Here is a 17,551-nt window from a genome sequence, read left to right as displayed (position 1 = left end):
GACCTCGGCCGGCGTCGTGGTCAGCAGCGCCCGCGGGGTCGGGGCCGGGGCGATCAGCTCGCGCGCCGGAGCCGCGTTGAGCACCTCGAACGACGGCAGCGCGAGGGCCACCCGCTCGGTCGGGGTGGCGGCGTTGAGCGTGGCGGCGTTGAGCGTGGCCAACTGGGCCGTCACGGCGTCGGCGACCTCGCCCTGCGCGGTCGTGGTGGCGTTCATCGCACCGTCAAGCCGGGCGGTCACCTCGTCGATGTAGTCGTCGGTCGCCGCCTTGGGCACCAGGCGCGGGGTGGGGCGGGCGCCGGAGGCCGGGGCGTGGGGGTGGACCGAGCTAGTCATGGTCACGATCCTACGTGACTGGTGGTGCAGGTGCGTTCGACACGCCGAGGGCGCGGTAGTGGCGATTGCGGGCCCCGAGGAGTAATGACCCTGCCACGGCGGCCAGCAGCGACGCCAGCAGAATACCGACCTTCGCGTGGTCGCCCAACGCCGTGCCGATGCCGAAGCTGAGTTCGGCGACGAGCAGCGAGACGGTGAAGCCGATCCCGGTCAGCACGCCCATGCCGAACAGGTCGACCCACGTGATGGACGGGTCGAGCGAACTGCGGGTGAGTTTCGTCAGCAGCCAGGTCGTCCCGACGATCCCGATCGGTTTGCCGACCACCAGCCCCACGATGATCCCGAGTGTCACCGTCGAGGTGAGCGCCGACGACAGCCCGGCCCACCCGCCGACCGTGACCCCGGCGGCGAAGAAGGCGAACACCGGCACGGCGAACCCGGCCGACAGGGGCCGCAGGCGGTGCTCGAACACCTCGGCCAGGCCCGGAGCGTCGTGCGGCTCGCCGCGATCGAGACGCACCCGCACCGGCACGACGAAGCCCAGCACGACACCGGCGATCGTGGCGTGGATGCCGGAGGCGTGGATCAAGGCCCAGAACACCGCTCCGATCGGCAGGAGCACGATCCAGGCGCGGGTCCAGGATTGGCGCAGGAACCGTCGACCTCGACGCGCGACGATCGCGTAGGCGACCAGGGGGACGATCGACCAGGCGAGCATCGTCAGGTTGAGGTCGGTGGTGTAGACGGCGGCGATGATGATGATCGCGATGAGGTCGTCGACGACGGCCAGGGTGAGCAGGAAGATCCGGAACGCAGCCGGCAGACGTGAGCCGACGATGGCCAGCACCGCCACGGCGAAGGCGATGTCGGTGGCGGTCGGGGTCGCCCAGCCGCGCAGCGCCTCGGGGTGGGTGACGTTGATCGCCGCGAAGGTCAGCGCCGGCACAATGACGCCACCGGCCGCCGCGGCCACCGGGACGATCGCGCGGTCGAACTGGCGCAGGTCGCCGGCGACGATCTCGCGTTTGAGTTCGAGGCCGACGAGGAAGAAGAAGATGGCGAGGAGTCCGTCGGCCGCCCAGGAGCCGAGGGAGAGGCGCAGATGCCAGGGTGCGTAGCCCACTTCGGTGTCGCGCAGCGTGAAGTACGCGTCGGTCCATGGGGTGTTGGCCCAGATCAGGGCGATGAGGGCGGCGCTGACGAGGAGGAATCCGCCGACGGTCTCCTGGCGCAGCAGGGTCTCGATGCGGACGAACTCGCGGTAGGTGGCGCGGCCAATCGACAGGCGTGGCTGAGTCTCGTGCGGCTCGGTCGCGTGCGGATCGGTCGGTGACGTCGGTGTCATGGCAGGGTCTTTCGGGGTCGCGGACAGGACCGCCGACCAGACTTCCCGGCACACCGCGTCCGACCCTAGGGCCTCGACTCACCAGATGGGAAGGGTGTCGTGCTGGTGTTCAACCCGCGAGACGGGGCTGCTCGAGAGGGGGCCGCTCGAGTCGCGGCCAATCGTGGCGGGCGGCGAGCGTGGCGATCACCAGGGCGGGGACGATCCAGACCAGATAGAGCCAGCCGAGCAGGATCAGCGCGACCTGGAATGCTGCGACCGCGATCCAGCCGAGTTTCGACGCGCGCCCGCCGACGAGCAGCAGCACGCCGATGGTGATTTCGATCGCCGCGGCGACGAGCCCCCAGAAGCCGGGCCGCGCCATGAAGATGTCGGCCCACAGGGTGGAGACCCACGACATGGAGGCGCTCTCACCGTAACTTGCGTACACCTGCGGGTCGGCGGCGACGACCCCGATGTGGACGCCGGCCATGCAGGTGTAGAAGGCGCCGGCGGCGACGGTGAACCCGGGCGGCCAGCGTCGGGTGGTGGCGTGGTCGGTGGTCATGCTGCCCTCCGGATCGGCGCTCGCCGCCCACCGTGGGCGGTTACCGCGCCTCGACTTCACGCTATCGCCGGAGCGCCGTGTGGCTGGGGGCATCCGGAGCGTCGTGACCACGGCCACACCCGCCGGCCAAGCTCTGATCGCGACGGGCCGGATCCCAGGAGGATCCGGCCCGTGCTCTGCGAGATCAGCGAGCCAGATCCGCGATCAGAGAAGCTGCACGCCGGCGCGTCCCGGCTCGATGAAGAACTTCTGAGCGTCGAATCCCCGGCCGCCGGGGCGGCTGACGAACTCGACATCATGTTGCACGGCGGTCACTCCGGTGTGGGTGTACTCGGTCTTGATGTAGCCGCGCAGGCCGTCGACGTACTTGACCCAGGGGTTCTTCAACCAGTTGCGCTTCGTGGCGGGGTTGCCCGGGCCGTCTCCGGTCGACGTGATCGAGGTGCCGATGAACTCCGTGCCCACGATGGGGCTGTCGGCGTTCGGCACGTCGAGCAGGGCGTCCAGGACGACCGTCCAGTGCATGTCTCCGGACAGGATCACCGGCTGAACACCGCGCTCGTAGTAGGCCCCGTAGATCCGGTTCCTCGTCGGGCTCGCCTGGGGGATGTTCCCCAGTTGCTGCCCCTGGGCGAGGACATTCCAGCGCGGGCCGTTCGGCCGGATCCCGTCGATGAGCCACGCCTCCTGCTCGTTGCCGAGTCGGGAGACGACCGGGTCGTTGTCAGCCGTGCGGTACTGACGGCTGTCGAGCATGTCGATCTGCATCAGGTCGCCCACCTCGAGTCGACGGTAGATCTTCATGGAGGTGCCGCTGGGCCGGGGGAGCCTGGTCGGCATGTTCTCCCACCACGCGCGGTAGGCGCCGGCCGCCCGCTTGAGCCGCGACCCGGTCTCCACTGGGCCCTTGAAGTCGTTGACGACCTCGTGGTCGTCCCAGATCGGGACGAACGGCACCGACGCATGGGCGGCCTGGAGGTCGGCATCCATTTTGTAGAAGGTGTAGCGGTAGCGGTAGTTCTCCAGTTCCAGGCACGCGGCACGGGCATGGTCGGGTAGCACGAGAGGCGCCCGCGGAAGGTAACTGGACGGCGCTCCGATGTTGCCCTCGTAGATGTAGTCACCCAGGAACAGGACGAGGTCGACCGAGTCGTTGGCGATCTCGCGCCAGGCGGTGTAGAGGCCTTCGCGCCAGTTCTGACACGACGCGTGGACGACCGTGAACGAGTTGGTGGGTGCGCCCGGGGCCGGCAAGGTTCGGGTGCGCCCGACCGGACTGAGCTCCGAGCCGGCGCGGAAGCGGTAGAAGTACCAGCGGTCGGGCTCCAGACCTTGCGGGATGACGTGGACGGAGTGGTTGTTCTCGGGGAGTGCGAAGGTGGTCCCCTCTTGGACGATCTGCTCGAAGCGCTCATCGTGAGCCACCTGCCAGTGCACCGGGAACTTGCGCGGCTGCATGCCGAAGTCCGGGTCCAGGGGCTTGAGTGCGAGCCGGGTCCAGAGCACGACGGAGGTCGCGTCGGGGTCTCCGGAGGCGATCCCCAAGGTGAAGGGATCGCCGCCGAAGGTGCCGACGCCGGCAGCCGAGGCGCTCGTGTGCGGCAAGGTTGCCAGGACGGCGCCGGCGGCCGCACCGGTCAGGAGACCACGGCGCGAAATGGGCGATTCGAGAGGGGTTGGGGTACTGCTGGGGGGCATGAAATCTCCGTGTTGAAGGTGAGGGCTGCCTCCTCATCGAGGAGAAGGCAGCGAGCAACGTAGCGAGTCCCCACGGGTCCATAGGTGAACCATCAACGACGCGCCGATGAACACCGCGGGGCGCGTGCCCCAACGCCTCGTGACACATCGGTTGCCATAGCCACCGGTGTGACACGACAGAACGGTGTTCAGCCCCATGCGTCAACCCCCCGCCACACGTCATTCCCCTTTCGACATAATGAATCCCGGAACCCCGCGGCCGCGCCAGTCCGGGCGGGGTCGTGGCGAAGGAGTCACCGAGATGTCTGAGCGGGCCCCCAGTTCTGGCAGCGTGAGCGCGGCCGACACGCTGCCTCCCTACCCGGAGGACATCGTTCCCACGCAGAAGGCACCGACGCCGGTCGTCGTGATGATGGCCTTGGCGCAGTTCGCCATCTTCCTCGCGCTGCTCGCGCCGGTCACCGTCAGCCTGGCCCTCAAGATCGGCACGCTGGTGCCGAAGGATCAGGAGGCCTCGTCACTGGGGCTCGTGCTGTCCGTGGCCGCCCTCGTCGCCATGGTCGCCAACCCCATCGTGGGCCACCTCTCCGACCGCACCACCTCGCGCTGGGGGCGCCGCCGACCGTGGATGGCCGCCGGCACCGTCGTCCTGTTCATCGGGTTGTTTCTCATCGCCGTGGCGCCCTCGGTCCCCGTCGTGCTCATCGGCTGGATCGTCGGTCAGATCGGCGGAAACATGGTCCTGGCGCCGCTGCTGGCGACCATCGCCGATCATGTCCCCGAAGAACAGCGCGGCCGCATCTCCGCCAACGTCGGCGTCATGCAGAACCTCGGCATCCTCGCCGCGGCCTATGTCGCCAGCTGGTTCACCCACAACATGCTGCTGCTCTTCCTCGTGCCGGCCGTCGTCGCGATGGTCGTCGTGCTGGGGTACTGCTTCGTCCTGCCCGACCGCCAGGTTCGGGTGCACCCCGAGCCGGGAAGTTGGGGACGACTCCTGTCCTCCTTCTGGGTCAACCCACTGCGCTACCCGGACTTCGGCTGGGCCTGGATCTCGCGCTTCATGGTCATCCTCGCGTCGTTCCTCTTCATCACCTTCCGCGTGTTCTTCCTCGAGAACCGGGTCGGGCTGACCACCGACGAAGCCGTGCACACCATCACCTTCGGCGTGCTGATCTACACCATCGCCATCGTCATCACCTCGCAGATCGGTGGCTACCTGTCCGACCGCACGGGCCGGCGCAAGATCTTCGTCGTCCTCGCGGCCGCGATCTTCGCCGTGGGCACCTACCTCCTCGTCCACGTCGACTCCGTGCCGCAGTTCTACGTCGTCGAAGCTGTCATCGGCGCCGGCTACGGCCTGTACTGGGCCGTCGACATGGCCCTGGTCGTCGACGTGCTGCCCAACCCCGACGACTCGGCGAAGGATCTGGGCGTGATGAACATCGCCAACTCCCTGCCGCAGTCCCTCGCCGGCGCCTTCGGTGGCCTGCTGCTCAACATCAATTCCGACGGCACCAACTACGACATGTTGTTCATGGTCGCGGCGGTGGTCGCCCTGCTCGGCGCGCTCGCCGTCATCCCCATCAAGGCAGTTCGCTGACCACGTTGACCACCCGACCGTCACCACCCGAAGGGATGCACCCGTGAGCTCACCTCGCGTCGAAAACCTCCTCGCCCAGATGACCACCGCCGAGAAGGTCGGTCAACTGACGCAGTACTTCTACTTCCAGGTCGACGAGGTCGAGGAACACCTCGCGCGCGGCGGAGTCGGGTCGGTGCTCTTCGTCACCGACCCGGCCGTCCTCAACCGGCTGCAGAAGCAGGCGCTGGAGGGTAGCCGGCACCAGATTCCGCTCCTGGTGGGCTTCGACGTCATCCACGGCCTGCGCACGATCTTCCCGGTGCCGATCGCGCTGGCCGCGAGCTGGGACACCGACCTCATCGAACGCGCCCAGACCGTCGCCGCCCGCGAGGCCCGCGCCGTGGGCATCCACTGGGCGTTCGCGCCGATGGTCGACATCGCCCGCGACCCGAGATGGGGGCGCATGATCGAGGGCGCGGGCGAAGATCCGCTGCTCGGTGGTGACGTCGCCGCGGCGCAGGTGCGCGGTCTTCAAGGAGCGCAGCTCGGAGACTCCGACCGCGTCGTCGCCGGCCCCAAGCACTTCGCCGGGTACGGCGCGGCCCTCGGCGGCCGGGACTACGACGAGGCCGACATCTCCGACCAGGAGTTCTACAACGTCTACCTCGAACCGTTCCGCGCGGCCGTCGACGCCGGGGCGGGCAACATCATGGCCGCCTACATGGACCTCAACGGCGTCCCGGCGACGGGCAACCGGTGGCTGCTCACCGACATCCTGCGCGAGCACCTCGGCTTCGAGGGTTTCGTCGTCTCCGACGCCAACTCGGCCCGCGATCTGTGGACCCACCACTTCGCGCGTGACCTGGCCGACGCGGGCGTGCGGGCGATCAACGCCGGCCTCGACCTCGAGATGGCGATCCACGATCCGGCCTTCGGGCACCTGGAGGCCGCTGTCGAGAACGGGCTCGTCACCATCGAGCGCATCGACGAGAGCGTGCGCCGCCTCCTCACCGTCAAGGAGCAGCTCGGTCTCTTCGAGAACGTGTTCGTCGACGAGGCCGTGGCGGCGCAGGTGCTCGCCGACCCGGCGCACCGCGAGGTTGCTCGCGAGGCGGCGGCGCGGAGCGCGGTGTTGTTGCGCAACGAGGATGGCGCGCTGCCGCTCGACGCAGATGCGCTGTCGAAGGTCGCCGTCATCGGCCACCTCGCCGACTCGCCGCGCGACACGCTCGGGCCCTGGGTCTTCGACTACGACCTCGACGAGACGGTGACGATCCTCGACGGGCTGCGCGCGCGCTTCGAGGGCCGCGCCGAGGTGACCTATGCGGTGGGCGCTGCCCTGCCCGAGCGCACCTACGAGTCGATGTTCGAGGAGATGGGCCAGGGCACGAGCGGCCCACCCCGCGGCCTGACCGAGCCGATCGACGCTCCGGCCGAGCTCGACCGGGCCGTCGCGCACGCCAGTGAGGCCGACGTGGCCATCGTCGTGCTCGGTGAACGACAGGACATGATCGGCGAAGGCGCCTCACGAGCCTCCCTCGAGTTGCCGGGCGATCAGCTGCGGCTGCTGCAGGAGGTCGTCGCGACCGGCACCCCCACGGTGCTCGTGCTCATGAATGGCCGACCGCTCGATATTGTCTGGGCCACCGAGAATGTGCCGGCGATCCTGGACGTCTGGTACCCCGGCACCCAGGGCGGCGCGGCGGTCGCCGATCTGCTGCTGGGCGACGCGGTGCCCGCCGGCAAGCTGCCGTTCACGTGGCCGCGCAGCGTCGGGCAGGTGCCGATCCACCACGCCGTCACGCGCTCGCACGACCCGAGCAAGCAGTGGCGCCGCTACTGGGACGAGGAATCGACACCGCTGTTTCCGTTCGGGCACGGGCTGAGTTACGCGACGTTCGAACATTCCCGGATCGCCGTTGATCGAGCGAGCGTGGGACGCGACGAGTCGGTGACGGTGTCGGTCGACGTGACGAACACGTCCTCCGTCGATGGCGTCGAGGTCGCGCAGCTCTACCTGCACCAGCGCCACGGCACGTCGTCGCGCCCAATGCGGCAGCTCAAGGGCTATCGGCGGATCGCCGTCGCGGCGGGGGCGACCGAGCGCGTCACCTTCGAGGTCGGCCCGGCGCAGCGGCGGTACTGGAGCGCGGCGACGCGTGACTGGGTGGTCGACGCCTCGACCTTCGACGTCTATGTCGGCGGCAGTGCGGCGGCGGAGTTGGCGACCGAGTTCACCGTGACCGACTGATCACGTTTCCGCGTCGCACTGATTCCCTTGTGACACATCGGTTGCTATGACGACCGATGGGTCACAAGGGAATTCGTTGGCGCGCCGGTCCCCTGCGACAGGTCGCCATCGCGGCGCGCCAGCCAACTCGGCCACCACATCCGCCCGCCCAGATCCAGGGTCAGGGCCGTGACCAGCACCGACCGCACGACGAGGGTGTCGAGCAGCACACCCAGCGCCACGATGATCCCGATCTCGGCGAACGCGACCACCGGCAGCGTGGCGAGCACCGCGAACGTGCCCGCCAGCACCAGGCCGGCCGAGGTGATGACCCCACCGGTGGCGGCCAACCCGATCAGGGCGCCGCGCCGGGTGCCGACCCGCGTCGACTCCTCCCGCACGCGGGTCATGAGGAAGATGTTGTAGTCGATCCCCCGCGCGACCAGGAACACGAAGGCGAACAGCGGGAGGGATGGATCGGCTCCGGGGAAGTCCAGCACGTGGCGGAAGATGAGCGCACTGAGGCCCGAGGCTGCCGCGAAGGACAACACCACGGTCGCGATGAGCAGCACCGGCGCAACCAGGGCCCGTAGCAGGAGCATCAGGATCAGGAACACCACGGTCAGGATGATCGGGATGATCCGCAGGCTGTCGGTGCGTGAGGCGCGCAGCGTATCGGCGCGGATCGCCGTGTCGCCACCGGCGATGGCGTCGGCCCCCGGGACCGTGGCGATGTCGGCGCGGAGCCGATCGACGGTGTCGGTTGCCGCCGGGGAGTCGGGGGCGTCGGTCAGGGTGACCATGAGCAGGGAACGCCCGCCCCGTGTGACCGGCGGTGCCACTGAGGCCACCCCCGAGTCGGTCTGGATGGCGGCGGCGACGCCACCGGCCGCGGCGGCGTTGGACAGCACCATGACCGGTGACCCCGCGCCGGCCGGGAAGTGGCGCGCCACCACCTGCTCGCCGATGACGGACTCCGGCGTGTTGTAGAACGCGTCCTTGTTCTGCAGCCCGGTCGGGTTGAGTTGCAGCACCCCGACCGACGCGGCCAGCAGGATCACCGAGGTGATGACCCACGTGCGCCGCGGGGCCCGGGCAATACGCGAGCCGATGCGGGCCCACGCCCCGGTCGTACTGCGATCCGTCGAGCCGTAATGCGGCACCAGCGGCCAGAACACCCACCGACCGGCGACGACGAGCAGCGCCGGCAGCAGCGTGAGCATGACGATCAGGCCCACCGCGATGCCGATGGCCGCGACCGGGCCCATGCCCTTGGTCGAGTTCATCGTGGCGAAGAGCAGGCAGAGCAGACCGGCGATGACCGTCAGGCCCGAGGCGATGATGGCCGGGCCGGAGCGGTGTAGCGCCAGGGCCATGGCCTCGTGCCGGTCCTCGTGTCGCCGGAGTTCCTCGCGGTAGCGCGCGACCAGCAGCAGGGCGTAGTCGGTGGCGGCGCCGAAGACGATGACGGTGAGGATGCCCGAGCTCTGCGAGTTGACGGTCAGGGTGTCGTCGCGGGCGAGGAGGTAGATGACGGCCTGCGCCACGGTCAGTGAGGTGGCGGCGCAGATGACGGGCACGAGCCAGAGCACCGGGCTGCGGTAGGTCAGCAGCAGGATGATGATGACCACGGTCGCGGCGGAGTAGAGCAGCTTGCCGTCGATGCCGGCGAAGGCGCTGGCGGAGTCGACGGCGAATCCGACCGGGCCGGTGAGGTGGAGCGTCAGGCCGTCCGGGCGGGAGGCGGCTGCGGACTTCATGGCATCGGCCACGTCGACCATCTGGTTCCAGCCGCCGTCGCCGGCGTCAACCCCGACGATGAGTTGTAGGGCCTGGCCGTCCTGCGACGGGATGGGTCCGGCGACGTTCGTGACGTGGTCGAGACCCTTGAAGTCGGCGGCCAAGGCTTGAACCGCGGTCTGATCGGCGCGCGTCAGGCCGCCGGGCCGGTCGAAGACGAGCACGGCCGGAGCCTCGTTCTTGGACTGGAAGGCCTCGATCTCCTTGACGACCTGGGTCGACTGGGCATTGGCCGGCAGCCAGGAGGCGGCCTCATCGTTGAGGGCGCTGGTGAGTTTGCCGGCGGGGGTGAACGTCAGGGCCAGAACGACGATCCAGAAGGCGAGGACGACCCACTTGAGGCGGCGCGACGAGGGGATGCGGGCGGCCGTGCCGACGTCGGTGGCTGGCGGGCCGACGTCGGTGGGTGGCGGGCCGGAATCGGCGTGCCGTGCGGACCTGGATGACTGAAACATGACGCCTGCCCCCCGGGGCGTGGCCGACTGAGTGGAGTGAAGCGGTGCGGGTCGGCGTGGTGCCGGCCGTGGACGTGTCGGCGGCACGGTTGAGTCGGTGCGTCGGCGTTCGTTTGTGACTCAGGTCACAACAGGACAGTGTGCTCTCGGCCGGTGGGGAGGGTCAACCTGGTTTTCCGCGATCGTCCTGCTCGCATGCGACGTAGTGGCTGCTAGAGCGACCACTGCGTCGCACGTGCGCGGCGGGCGCCGGGCTCGCTACTCCGCCAGGAACGCGCGGTAGTCGGCCTCGGCCATGTCGGCATACGCCAGCGACCATTCGACGATGGCGTCGGCGACCGCTCGCCCGGAGCCGATGTACCCCGCCGCGACCGCCGCCTGGCCGGATTGGCTGTGGGCGCGCGCCAGCGTGATCGCACAGGCCCGGGAGTAGTCGAGGTAGGGGCGATCATCGAGCTCGGCGAACTCGAATCCACCCTTCAGGTCATGGAACTGCCGCACGTACAGGTCGACATCGTCGAGTTGGACCCACCCGAGGAACGGATCCGAGACCGCCTGGAGGATGCGCTGGAGCGACACCACCCGAGCGCCCTGGCCATGCTCGGCCACGAGGTCGGCGACGACGGCGGGCTGAGCGATGCGCCCGTACGTGGCCAGGACGCTCGGCCCGGCCTCCTTGGCCTGCATGATCAGACCGTGGCCCTCACCGTCCTGGAAGGCCACCAACACGCATCGGGTGCCGACGCTGCCGACCCCGACGACCCGTCGGGCGGTGTCGACCTGGGAGTACTGGCTCAGCATGAGGGCCACGTCCGGCTTCGCGCTGCGCAGGTAGCCGTCGATCGCGCTCTGGGCCAATGCCTGCCGGTCCGCGGGCAACGGGGTCATCGTCGGGGGGATGGACACGAACGCGAGACGCCCGTCGGAGCCCCGTGTGGTCAGGCGCCGAACGGCGCGTCCCCCGGTGCGCTTGCGGGCCCCTTTGATGGCCGCCTGCAGCGCCTGCCGTGAGGACCGGTCGAGAGCCTGAACCACACCGCCCTCCGGATCGAAATGGGTGAAGTACCGCTCCAGCGGCGTGTGCTCAAGGCTGGCCCGCAAGGCGTGTCGGTAGGCCAGAACCGTGTGGCGGGCCGCCGACTCAATGCGACCCGGGGTGCGCCCGGCGTCTCGACCGCCGATGATGACGCTGGCCACGAGGCGCTTCAGGTCCCACTCCCACGGTGCGACGGCGGCCTCGTCGAAGTCGTTGAGGTCGAAGACCAGCGTTCGCTGCGGGGAGGCGTAAAAGCCGAAGTTCGCCACGTGGGCGTCCCCGCAGGCGGCCACCCGGATGTCCGTGGTCGGCGAGTTCGCCAGGTCGGCCGCCATGATCGCCGCGGTGCCACGGTAGAAGGTGAACGCGCTGTGCGACATGCGCTCGGTGCGCAGGGGAATGAGTTCTGGCAACCGCGTGGAATTCTGTTCCTCAAGAATTCCCAGCGGGTCGCGGTCGGAAGTGGTCAGCACCGCGAGGCTGGATCTGGGGATCTGCTTTCGCAGGCGGCGTCCGGTGTCCACGAGTTCCCGGGTGCTGGGGCGTAACGGGATGCTCATATCTCGGAGACTATCGTTGCCGCGATGACGGCGGTCAGCATTGTCGCGATTCCAATGAGCAGGGATCGAGCAATGGTCGCAATGACGTGGGTCTGTCCCAGTCGTGAGAGCACGATCGCCGTGATGGTCAATGAGATGAACACCCCGACCACGATGTATTCCTCAACCCAAGGGCGCGGAACGACGATGGCCAACACCGCCGGCACCGTGGCGCCGAGAAAGAAGGACATCCCGGAGGAGAATGCCTCGGTGAAGGGGCGTCGGGCGGAGATCAGCTCCGTGATGCCGTACTCCGTCTCCAGTTGGGCGGTCAGGGCATCGGCGGCATGCAACTCCTCGGCCACCTGCCGCGCTGTGCCCTCGCTGACCCCCTTGGCCACGAAGTGCTCGGTGAGCTCGGCGAGTTCCTCTTCGGGCTCCAATGACAGGAGTCGTCGTTCCGCCCGGATGAGGTCGAGCTGGACCTCGCGCTCGGCCGACTCCTCCGCAAACTTCGTGCCCGCGGTCGACAAGGCTCCGGCGAAGGCGGCGACCGAGATGATCGTCGCGAGCGAGCGGGACTGGCCTGCGACGCTCAATCCCTCGGCGAGGCCCGCCACGGCCAGGACGCCGTCATTGATGTCCGGGACGCGCGCGCGCACCTTGTCCGCGCCGGGCAGCCATCGAATCCGCGGTGACTCCATGGATCGGAGCATGGCACGGCCGGGATGAAATCGCAGGCGACCCAGTCGAATCGCGCACATTCGCCCGCCGCGGGGTCGGTTGCGAGGCCATAATGGGGTGTGCGGCGGCCTTGTCGCTGTTCCGTCCTTCGAGCAGGAAACCGGTGAGCCCGATGGTCCGTTTTCTCATTCGCGCGGCGATCTTTCTGGGCACTGCCGCCCTCGGACTTCTCGTGGCCGCACTTCTTCTACCGGACGTGACCCTTTCCGTTTCCGGATTCATCGTCGCGGTGGTGGTCTTCGCGCTCGCGCAGAGTCTGTTGGCGCCCTTCATCTTCAATGTGGCGCGCAAGTATGCCTCGCCCCTGTTGGGTGGTATTGGTCTGATCTCGACGTTTGTGGCACTGCTCATCGCGTCGCTCTTCCCGGGCGGTTTGACCATTTCCGGGATCGCGACGTGGGTCCTGGCCACGCTCGTGGTCTGGATCGTCACGGCACTGGGCGCCTGGGTGCTGCCGATCCTCTTCCTCAAGGACCGACAGGCCAGGCACGCCCCCGCGTAGCGGCGCGGTGGGCGATGACACCGTGTCAGCCGACCGGCGGCGGGGGCGGCGGGGGCTGCGCGGTGTCAGTGGGCTCCGGCTCCGGGGCCGCCGCGGCCTGATCGGCCAAGGCGTCGAGGCGCGTGAGCAACTCGGTGCGGCGAGCCGGGTCGACGCTGGCGCCACGGTGCTCCGCGTGCACGAGTTGACCCAGTTCCTGGTACAGCTTCGTGGCTTCGCCCGCGGACGTCCCCGGGACGGCGACCCCCTGCTCGGCCAGCTTGGCGCCCGCCTGATTGGTCAGATCGCTCGCGGTCTTGAGTGCCTTGTCCAAGAAACCCATCGTGTCCCCCTGTGGTTGGTGCGTACGTGGCCACGACCCTAGCGGTGACCCCGGCCTGGCGCGAGGGTTCGCCGAGTGCCACCGAAACGACGCTCCGCCACACGTCATAACCCGTGACGCTCGCGGGTTCGTGTGGCGCTCGCACGTTGCCATGGCGCCAGCACCAACGCCCACGCCGAGTGATGGATCCGGGTGGCCTAACCCGCGCGATAGTGACACGAAACCATCACTCGGCGACACCCGGGAACAAACCCATCCACCCGCAAGTTGAGTCTGGTGTACTCAAGTTCTCGACCGAGAGTTTGCGCAACCCGAACCACCCGCACTAACTTGAGTTGAAGCAACTCAACCCGAACGAAGGAGCCCCACCATGGCACGTGCCGTCGGCATTGACCTCGGTACCACCAACTCTGCTGTCGCCGTCCTCGAAGGTGGCGAGCCCACGATCATCGCGAACGCCGAGGGTGGCCGCACCACCCCGTCCGTCGTCGCGTTCTCCAAGAGCGGCGAGGTCCTCGTCGGTGAGGTCGCCAAGCGCCAGGCCGTCACCAACGCCGACCGCACGATCCGCTCCGTCAAGCGCCACATGGGCACCGACTGGAAGACCGCCGACATCGACGGCAAGCAGTACTCCCCGCAGGAGATCAGCGCCCGCATCCTCCAGAAGCTCAAGCGCGACGCCGAGGCCTACCTCGGTGAAGAGGTCACCGACGCGGTCATCACCGTCCCGGCCTACTTCGACGACCACGAGCGCCAGGCCACCAAGGAGGCCGGCGAGATCGCGGGTCTGAACGTCCTGCGCATCGTCAACGAGCCGACCGCGGCCGCGCTCGCGTACGGCCTCGACAAGGGCAAGGAGGACGAGCTCATCCTCGTCTTCGACCTCGGCGGCGGCACGTTCGACGTCTCCCTCCTCGAGGTCGGCAAGGACCCGGACGACGGCTTCGCCACCATCCAGGTCAAGGCCACCTCCGGCGACAACCGCCTCGGTGGCGACGACTGGGACGAGCGCGTCGTCCAGCACCTCCTCACCACGGTGAAGAACACCTCCGGCGTCGACCTGTCCAAGGACAAGATCGCCATGCAGCGCCTCCGGGACGCCGCCGAGCAGGCCAAGAAGGAGCTGTCGTCGGCCAACTCGACCTCGATCAACCTGCAGTACCTGTCGATGGGTGAGAACGGCCCGATCCACCTGGACGAGTCGCTGACCCGCGCGCAGTTCGAGCAGATGACCAAGGACCTCCTCGAGCGCACCAAGCAGCCGTTCCAGAACGTCATCAAGGACGCCGGAGTCTCGCTCTCCCAGATCGACCACGTGGTGCTCGTCGGTGGTTCGACCCGTATGCCCGCCGTTGTCGACGTCGTCAAGGAACTCACCGGCGGCAAGGAGCCCAACAAGGGCGTCAACCCCGATGAGGTCGTCGCGACGGGTGCCTCCCTGCAGGCCGGTGTCCTCAAGGGCGAGCGCAAGGACGTCCTCCTGATCGACGTCACTCCGCTCTCGCTCGGCATCGAGACCAAGGGTGGCCTGTTCACCAAGCTCATCGAGCGCAACACGGCCATCCCGACGAAGCGCTCCGAGGTGTTCTCGACCGCTGAGGACAACCAGCCCTCCGTGCTCATCCAGGTCTTCCAGGGCGAGCGTGAGATCGCGCAGCAGAACAAGGCGCTGGGCACCTTCGAACTCTCCGGCATCGCGCCGGCCCCGCGCGGCATCCCGCAGGTCGAGGTCACGTTCGACATCGACGCCAACGGCATCGTGAACGTCTCCGCCAAGGACCGCGGCACCGGCAAGGAGCAGAAGATCACCATCTCCGGCGGCTCCGCGCTGTCGAAGGAGGAGATCGAGCGCATGGTCGCCGAGGCCGAGGCCCACGCCGAGGAGGACAAGCTGCGCCGCGAGGAGACCGAGGCTCGCAACAACGCCGAGAACCTCGTCTACTCGACCGAGAAGTTCCTGGCCGACAACGGCGAGAAGCTCGGAGCCGAGCAGCGCAAGCCGGTCGACGACGCGCTGGCCGATCTCAAGGAGGCCCTCAAGCCCGAGGCCAACACCTCCGTCGAGGACCTGACCACCAAGGTCAACACCCTCAACGAGGAGTCCCAGAAGATGGGCGCGGCGATGTATGAGGCCGCGGCCGCCGAGCAGGCCGCCGCCGACGGCGCCCAGAACCCGGGTGACACCGGAGCGCCGAACGCGGACGACGATGTCGTCGACGCCGAGGTCGTTGACGAAGAGGAGTCCAAGTGACCGACGCTCAGCACGAGGCGGCGGGGGCCGAGCAGGCCGCCGCCGCCCCGGCGGAGTCGTCGCACGACGCTCCGGACGTGACGACCGAGCCTGCGAACGACGCTCCGGACGTGACGACCGAGCCCGTGAACGACGCTCCGGCCACCGACGACCACCCGGACTCGATCCTGGCCATCGAGCGGCTGGCGGACCTGCAGCGACTGCAGGCCGAGTACGTCAACTACAAGCGGCGCGTCGATCGTGACCGCGACGTCGCCAAGGACCAGGCCATCCACGGGGTCTTCGAGGCGCTGCTCCCGGTGCTCGACGACCTCCATCTCGCGCGCGAGCACGGTGACCTGCCCGAGGGCGGGCCGCTGGCCGCGATCGCCGACAAGCTCGAATCCGTGCTCGGCCGCTACGGCCTGGCCCGCTACGGCGCCGTCGGCGAGGCGTTCAACCCGGAGCACCACGAGGCCCTGATGAACGCCCCGTGGCCCTCCGACGACCCGCAGGTCCCGCAGGACGCCACCGACACCACGGTGGTCGCGGTGCTCCAGCCCGGGTACAAGGCCGGTGAACGCGTGCTGCGTGCCGCCCGCGTCACCGTCGCCGAACCGGAGTGACCCCCGGCCGTGGCCGCCCACCGCGGCGGCCACGGCCCCCCAACATCCCTCAGTGAAAGGAGGACGCCGAGATGGCGAGTCAGGACTGGTTCGAGAAGGACTTCTACGCGATCCTCGGTGTCCCGCAGGACGCGGACGCGGCGGCCATCAAGAAGGCCTACCGCAAACTGGCCAAGCAGTACCACCCCGACCGCAACCCGGGCGACACCGCAGCGGAACAGAAGTTCAAGGACATCGGTGAGGCCAACGCGGTGCTCACCGACTCCGAGCAGCGCCAGGAGTACGACGCCGTCCGCGCGATGTCGCGTGGCGGAGCGCGGTTCACGGCCGGTGGTCCCGGCGGTTCCGGCAACGGCGGGTTCGAGGACGTCTTCTCGAACATGTTCGGTGGCGGCGGCAGCGGTGGCCAGCGGGTGCGCTTCGACACCTCCGGTGGCGGCGCGTCCAGCCCCGACCTGGAAGACCTGCTGCGCATGTTCGGCCAGGGTGGCTCGAACGCCGGCCCGAGCGGATTCCCCGGTGGCTTCGGTGGCCAGCGCGGCCCGCGCCGCGGCGCCGACCAGGAGGCGCGCACGACGCTGAGTTTCCGCGACGCCGTCTCCGGCACGACCTCGACGCTGCAGGTCGGTGGCGAGAAGGTCACCACGCGCATCCCGGCCGGGGTCAAGGACGGTCAGAAGATCCGGCTGCGCGGCAAGGGCGGTCACGGCGATGCCGGAGCGTCGCGCGGTGACCTCATCCTCACCGTGCAGGTCACGCCGCACCCGGTGTTCGGCCGCGACGGCGACAACCTCGTCGTCGAGGTGCCGGTGACGTTCACCGAGGCCACGTTGGGCGCGACGATCCCGGTGCCGACCCTCGATGGCGGCACGGTCAAGGTCAAGGTCGCGCCGGGCACCCCGAGCGGGCGCCAGTTGCGGCTCAAGGGCCGGGGAGTGGCGACCAAGACCCACACCGGTGACCTCATTGCGAAGGTCGTTGTCGTGGTGCCGACCGAGCTCACCCCGGAGCAGCGTCGCGCCGTCGAGGCGTTGCGCGAGACCGGGGCCGATCACGACCCCCGCGCCGAGCTCCTGGCGCAGGCGAAGGCGTGATGAGTGATGGCCACGCGAGGCAGCTTCTCGCCTGAGGACGACACCCCGGTCTTCGTCATCTCGGTCGCCGCGGACCTGTCGGGGCTGCACGCCCAGACGTTGCGGCAGTACGACCGGATCGGCCTCGTCAGCCCGGCGCGGACGCGCGGGGGAGGGCGACGCTACTCCGCGCATGACATCGCGCGCCTGCGCGAGGTGCAGCGACTCTCCCAGGAGGAGGGCGTCAGCCTCGCCGGCATCCAGCAGATCCTCGATCTGCAGGAGGTCGTGGCGCACATGCGCGCGCGGGTGGCCGAGCTCGAGATCGAGGTCGAGCGCATGCGGGCGATGGCCGGAGCGCAGCAGCGCTTCTTCGCGGTCGGGCCCAGTGGCGATGTGGTCGCCATGCGGCACGGTGAGCGCCCGGCGACGGAGCGGTCGCAGGCGCTGGTGCGCTGGCGTCCGTTGAGAGCCTTCGCCCCC

15 protein-coding genes are annotated in these 17,551 nt (G+C 68.9%); 7 read left to right on the top strand and 8 right to left on the bottom strand.

Annotation, left to right across the window (positions count from 1 at the left end; translation table 11 throughout):
* The 4 genes from KD1_RS08875 to KD1_RS08860 form a co-directional block, all read right to left on the bottom strand.
* The coding region (locus KD1_RS08875; RefSeq protein WP_157073253.1) for a hypothetical protein at positions 1–336 on the bottom strand (336 nt) is incomplete at its 3' end.
* A gap of 10 nt (positions 337–346) precedes the next feature.
* A complete protein-coding gene (gene nhaA, locus KD1_RS08870) occupies positions 347–1,681 on the bottom strand; it encodes a Na+/H+ antiporter NhaA (RefSeq protein WP_068400670.1) in 1,335 nt (444 codons plus the stop codon).
* A gap of 109 nt (positions 1,682–1,790) precedes the next feature.
* Positions 1,791–2,228: a hypothetical protein gene (locus tag KD1_RS08865; protein ID WP_068400667.1), complete on the bottom strand. Its 438-nt coding sequence runs from the start codon at positions 2,226–2,228 to the stop codon at positions 1,791–1,793.
* A 204-nt stretch (positions 2,229–2,432) separates the two neighbouring features.
* Positions 2,433–3,926 carry an alkaline phosphatase D family protein gene (locus KD1_RS08860; RefSeq protein WP_068400663.1) on the bottom strand — a complete coding sequence of 498 codons (1,494 nt, stop codon included), beginning with the start codon at positions 3,924–3,926 and terminating at the stop codon, positions 2,433–2,435.
* A gap of 301 nt (positions 3,927–4,227) precedes the next feature.
* On the opposite strand from KD1_RS08860, the gene KD1_RS08855 reads away from it, so the two are divergent.
* Together KD1_RS08855 and KD1_RS08850 are read left to right on the top strand one after the other, a co-directional pair.
* On the top strand, positions 4,228–5,529 hold the full coding sequence (locus tag KD1_RS08855; RefSeq protein ID WP_068400660.1) for an MFS transporter: 1,302 nt from the start codon (positions 4,228–4,230) through the stop codon (positions 5,527–5,529).
* A gap of 43 nt (positions 5,530–5,572) precedes the next feature.
* On the top strand, positions 5,573–7,762 hold the full coding sequence (locus tag KD1_RS08850) for a glycoside hydrolase family 3 N-terminal domain-containing protein (protein WP_068400657.1): 2,190 nt from the start codon (positions 5,573–5,575) through the stop codon (positions 7,760–7,762).
* Positions 7,763–7,806: 44 nt separating this feature from the next.
* Here KD1_RS08850 and KD1_RS08845 read toward each other — a convergent pair whose 3' ends face one another.
* The 3 genes from KD1_RS08845 to KD1_RS08835 all read right to left on the bottom strand — a co-directional run bounded on the left by KD1_RS08845 (position 7,807) and on the right by KD1_RS08835 (position 12,275).
* Complete coding sequence (locus KD1_RS08845) at positions 7,807–9,996, bottom strand: MMPL family transporter (protein ID WP_083542307.1); 2,190 nt, start codon at positions 9,994–9,996, stop codon at positions 7,807–7,809.
* Between the two features lie 258 nt (positions 9,997–10,254).
* On the bottom strand, positions 10,255–11,592 hold the full coding sequence (locus KD1_RS08840; RefSeq protein ID WP_068400652.1) for a DUF2252 domain-containing protein: 1,338 nt from the start codon (positions 11,590–11,592) through the stop codon (positions 10,255–10,257).
* Entirely contained in the window at positions 11,589–12,275 is a 687-nt protein-coding gene (locus KD1_RS08835) for a VIT1/CCC1 transporter family protein (RefSeq protein WP_169795367.1), read from the bottom strand. Before KD1_RS08835 ends, KD1_RS08840 begins: the two co-directional genes overlap by 4 nt.
* Positions 12,276–12,427: 152 nt before the next feature.
* On the opposite strand from KD1_RS08835, the gene KD1_RS08830 reads away from it, so the two are divergent.
* Positions 12,428–12,817 (top strand): phage holin family protein, encoded by a 390-nt coding sequence (locus tag KD1_RS08830; RefSeq protein WP_068400674.1) that lies wholly within the window; start codon positions 12,428–12,430, stop codon positions 12,815–12,817.
* Positions 12,818–12,842: 25 nt separating this feature from the next.
* On the opposite strand, the gene KD1_RS08825 is transcribed toward KD1_RS08830, so the two are convergent.
* A complete protein-coding gene (locus KD1_RS08825) occupies positions 12,843–13,130 on the bottom strand; it encodes a hypothetical protein (RefSeq protein ID WP_217995847.1) in 288 nt (95 codons plus the stop codon).
* A gap of 379 nt (positions 13,131–13,509) precedes the next feature.
* Here KD1_RS08825 and dnaK point away from each other — a divergent pair, with 379 nt between their 5' ends.
* From dnaK to KD1_RS08805, 4 genes are all read left to right on the top strand, one after another.
* Positions 13,510–15,390, top strand: a complete 1,881-nt coding sequence (gene dnaK / locus KD1_RS08820; RefSeq protein ID WP_068400644.1) for a molecular chaperone DnaK — start codon at positions 13,510–13,512, stop codon at positions 15,388–15,390.
* Positions 15,387–15,995: a nucleotide exchange factor GrpE gene (locus KD1_RS08815; RefSeq protein ID WP_068400637.1), complete on the top strand. Its 609-nt coding sequence runs from the start codon at positions 15,387–15,389 to the stop codon at positions 15,993–15,995. Before dnaK ends, KD1_RS08815 begins: the two co-directional genes overlap by 4 nt.
* Positions 15,996–16,066: 71 nt before the next feature.
* A complete protein-coding gene (locus tag KD1_RS08810) occupies positions 16,067–17,089 on the top strand; it encodes a DnaJ C-terminal domain-containing protein (RefSeq protein ID WP_068400631.1) in 1,023 nt (340 codons plus the stop codon).
* A 6-nt stretch (positions 17,090–17,095) separates the two neighbouring features.
* On the top strand, positions 17,096–17,551 hold a 456-nt coding region (locus KD1_RS08805; protein ID WP_068400627.1), incomplete at its 3' end, for a heat shock protein transcriptional repressor HspR.

The organism is Kribbia dieselivorans NBRC 106261, from assembly GCF_001552435.1.
In the GTDB taxonomy this organism is placed as follows: Bacteria; Actinomycetota; Actinomycetes; order Actinomycetales; family Dermatophilaceae; genus Kribbia; species Kribbia dieselivorans.
The sequence above is the reverse complement of the archived record's forward strand: the minus strand, read 5'-3'. Positions and strand labels throughout refer to the sequence as shown.

Coding starts and splice junctions, on each gene's coding strand:
- KD1_RS08810 (WP_068400631.1), top strand. CDS start 16,067: ATGGCGAGTCAGGACTGGTTCGAGAAGGACTTCTACGCGATCCTCGGT.
- KD1_RS08865 (WP_068400667.1), bottom strand. CDS start 2,228: ATGACCACCGACCACGCCACCACCCGACGCTGGCCGCCCGGGTTCACC.
- nhaA (WP_068400670.1), bottom strand. CDS start 1,681: ATGACACCGACGTCACCGACCGATCCGCACGCGACCGAGCCGCACGAG.
- KD1_RS08855 (WP_068400660.1), top strand. CDS start 4,228: ATGTCTGAGCGGGCCCCCAGTTCTGGCAGCGTGAGCGCGGCCGACACG.
- KD1_RS08860 (WP_068400663.1), bottom strand. CDS start 3,926: ATGCCCCCCAGCAGTACCCCAACCCCTCTCGAATCGCCCATTTCGCGC.
- KD1_RS08840 (WP_068400652.1), bottom strand. CDS start 11,592: ATGAGCATCCCGTTACGCCCCAGCACCCGGGAACTCGTGGACACCGGA.
- KD1_RS08835 (WP_169795367.1), bottom strand. CDS start 12,275: ATGGAGTCACCGCGGATTCGATGGCTGCCCGGCGCGGACAAGGTGCGC.
- KD1_RS08830 (WP_068400674.1), top strand. CDS start 12,428: ATGGTCCGTTTTCTCATTCGCGCGGCGATCTTTCTGGGCACTGCCGCC.
- dnaK (WP_068400644.1), top strand. CDS start 13,510: ATGGCACGTGCCGTCGGCATTGACCTCGGTACCACCAACTCTGCTGTC.
- KD1_RS08845 (WP_083542307.1), bottom strand. CDS start 9,996: ATGTTTCAGTCATCCAGGTCCGCACGGCACGCCGATTCCGGCCCGCCA.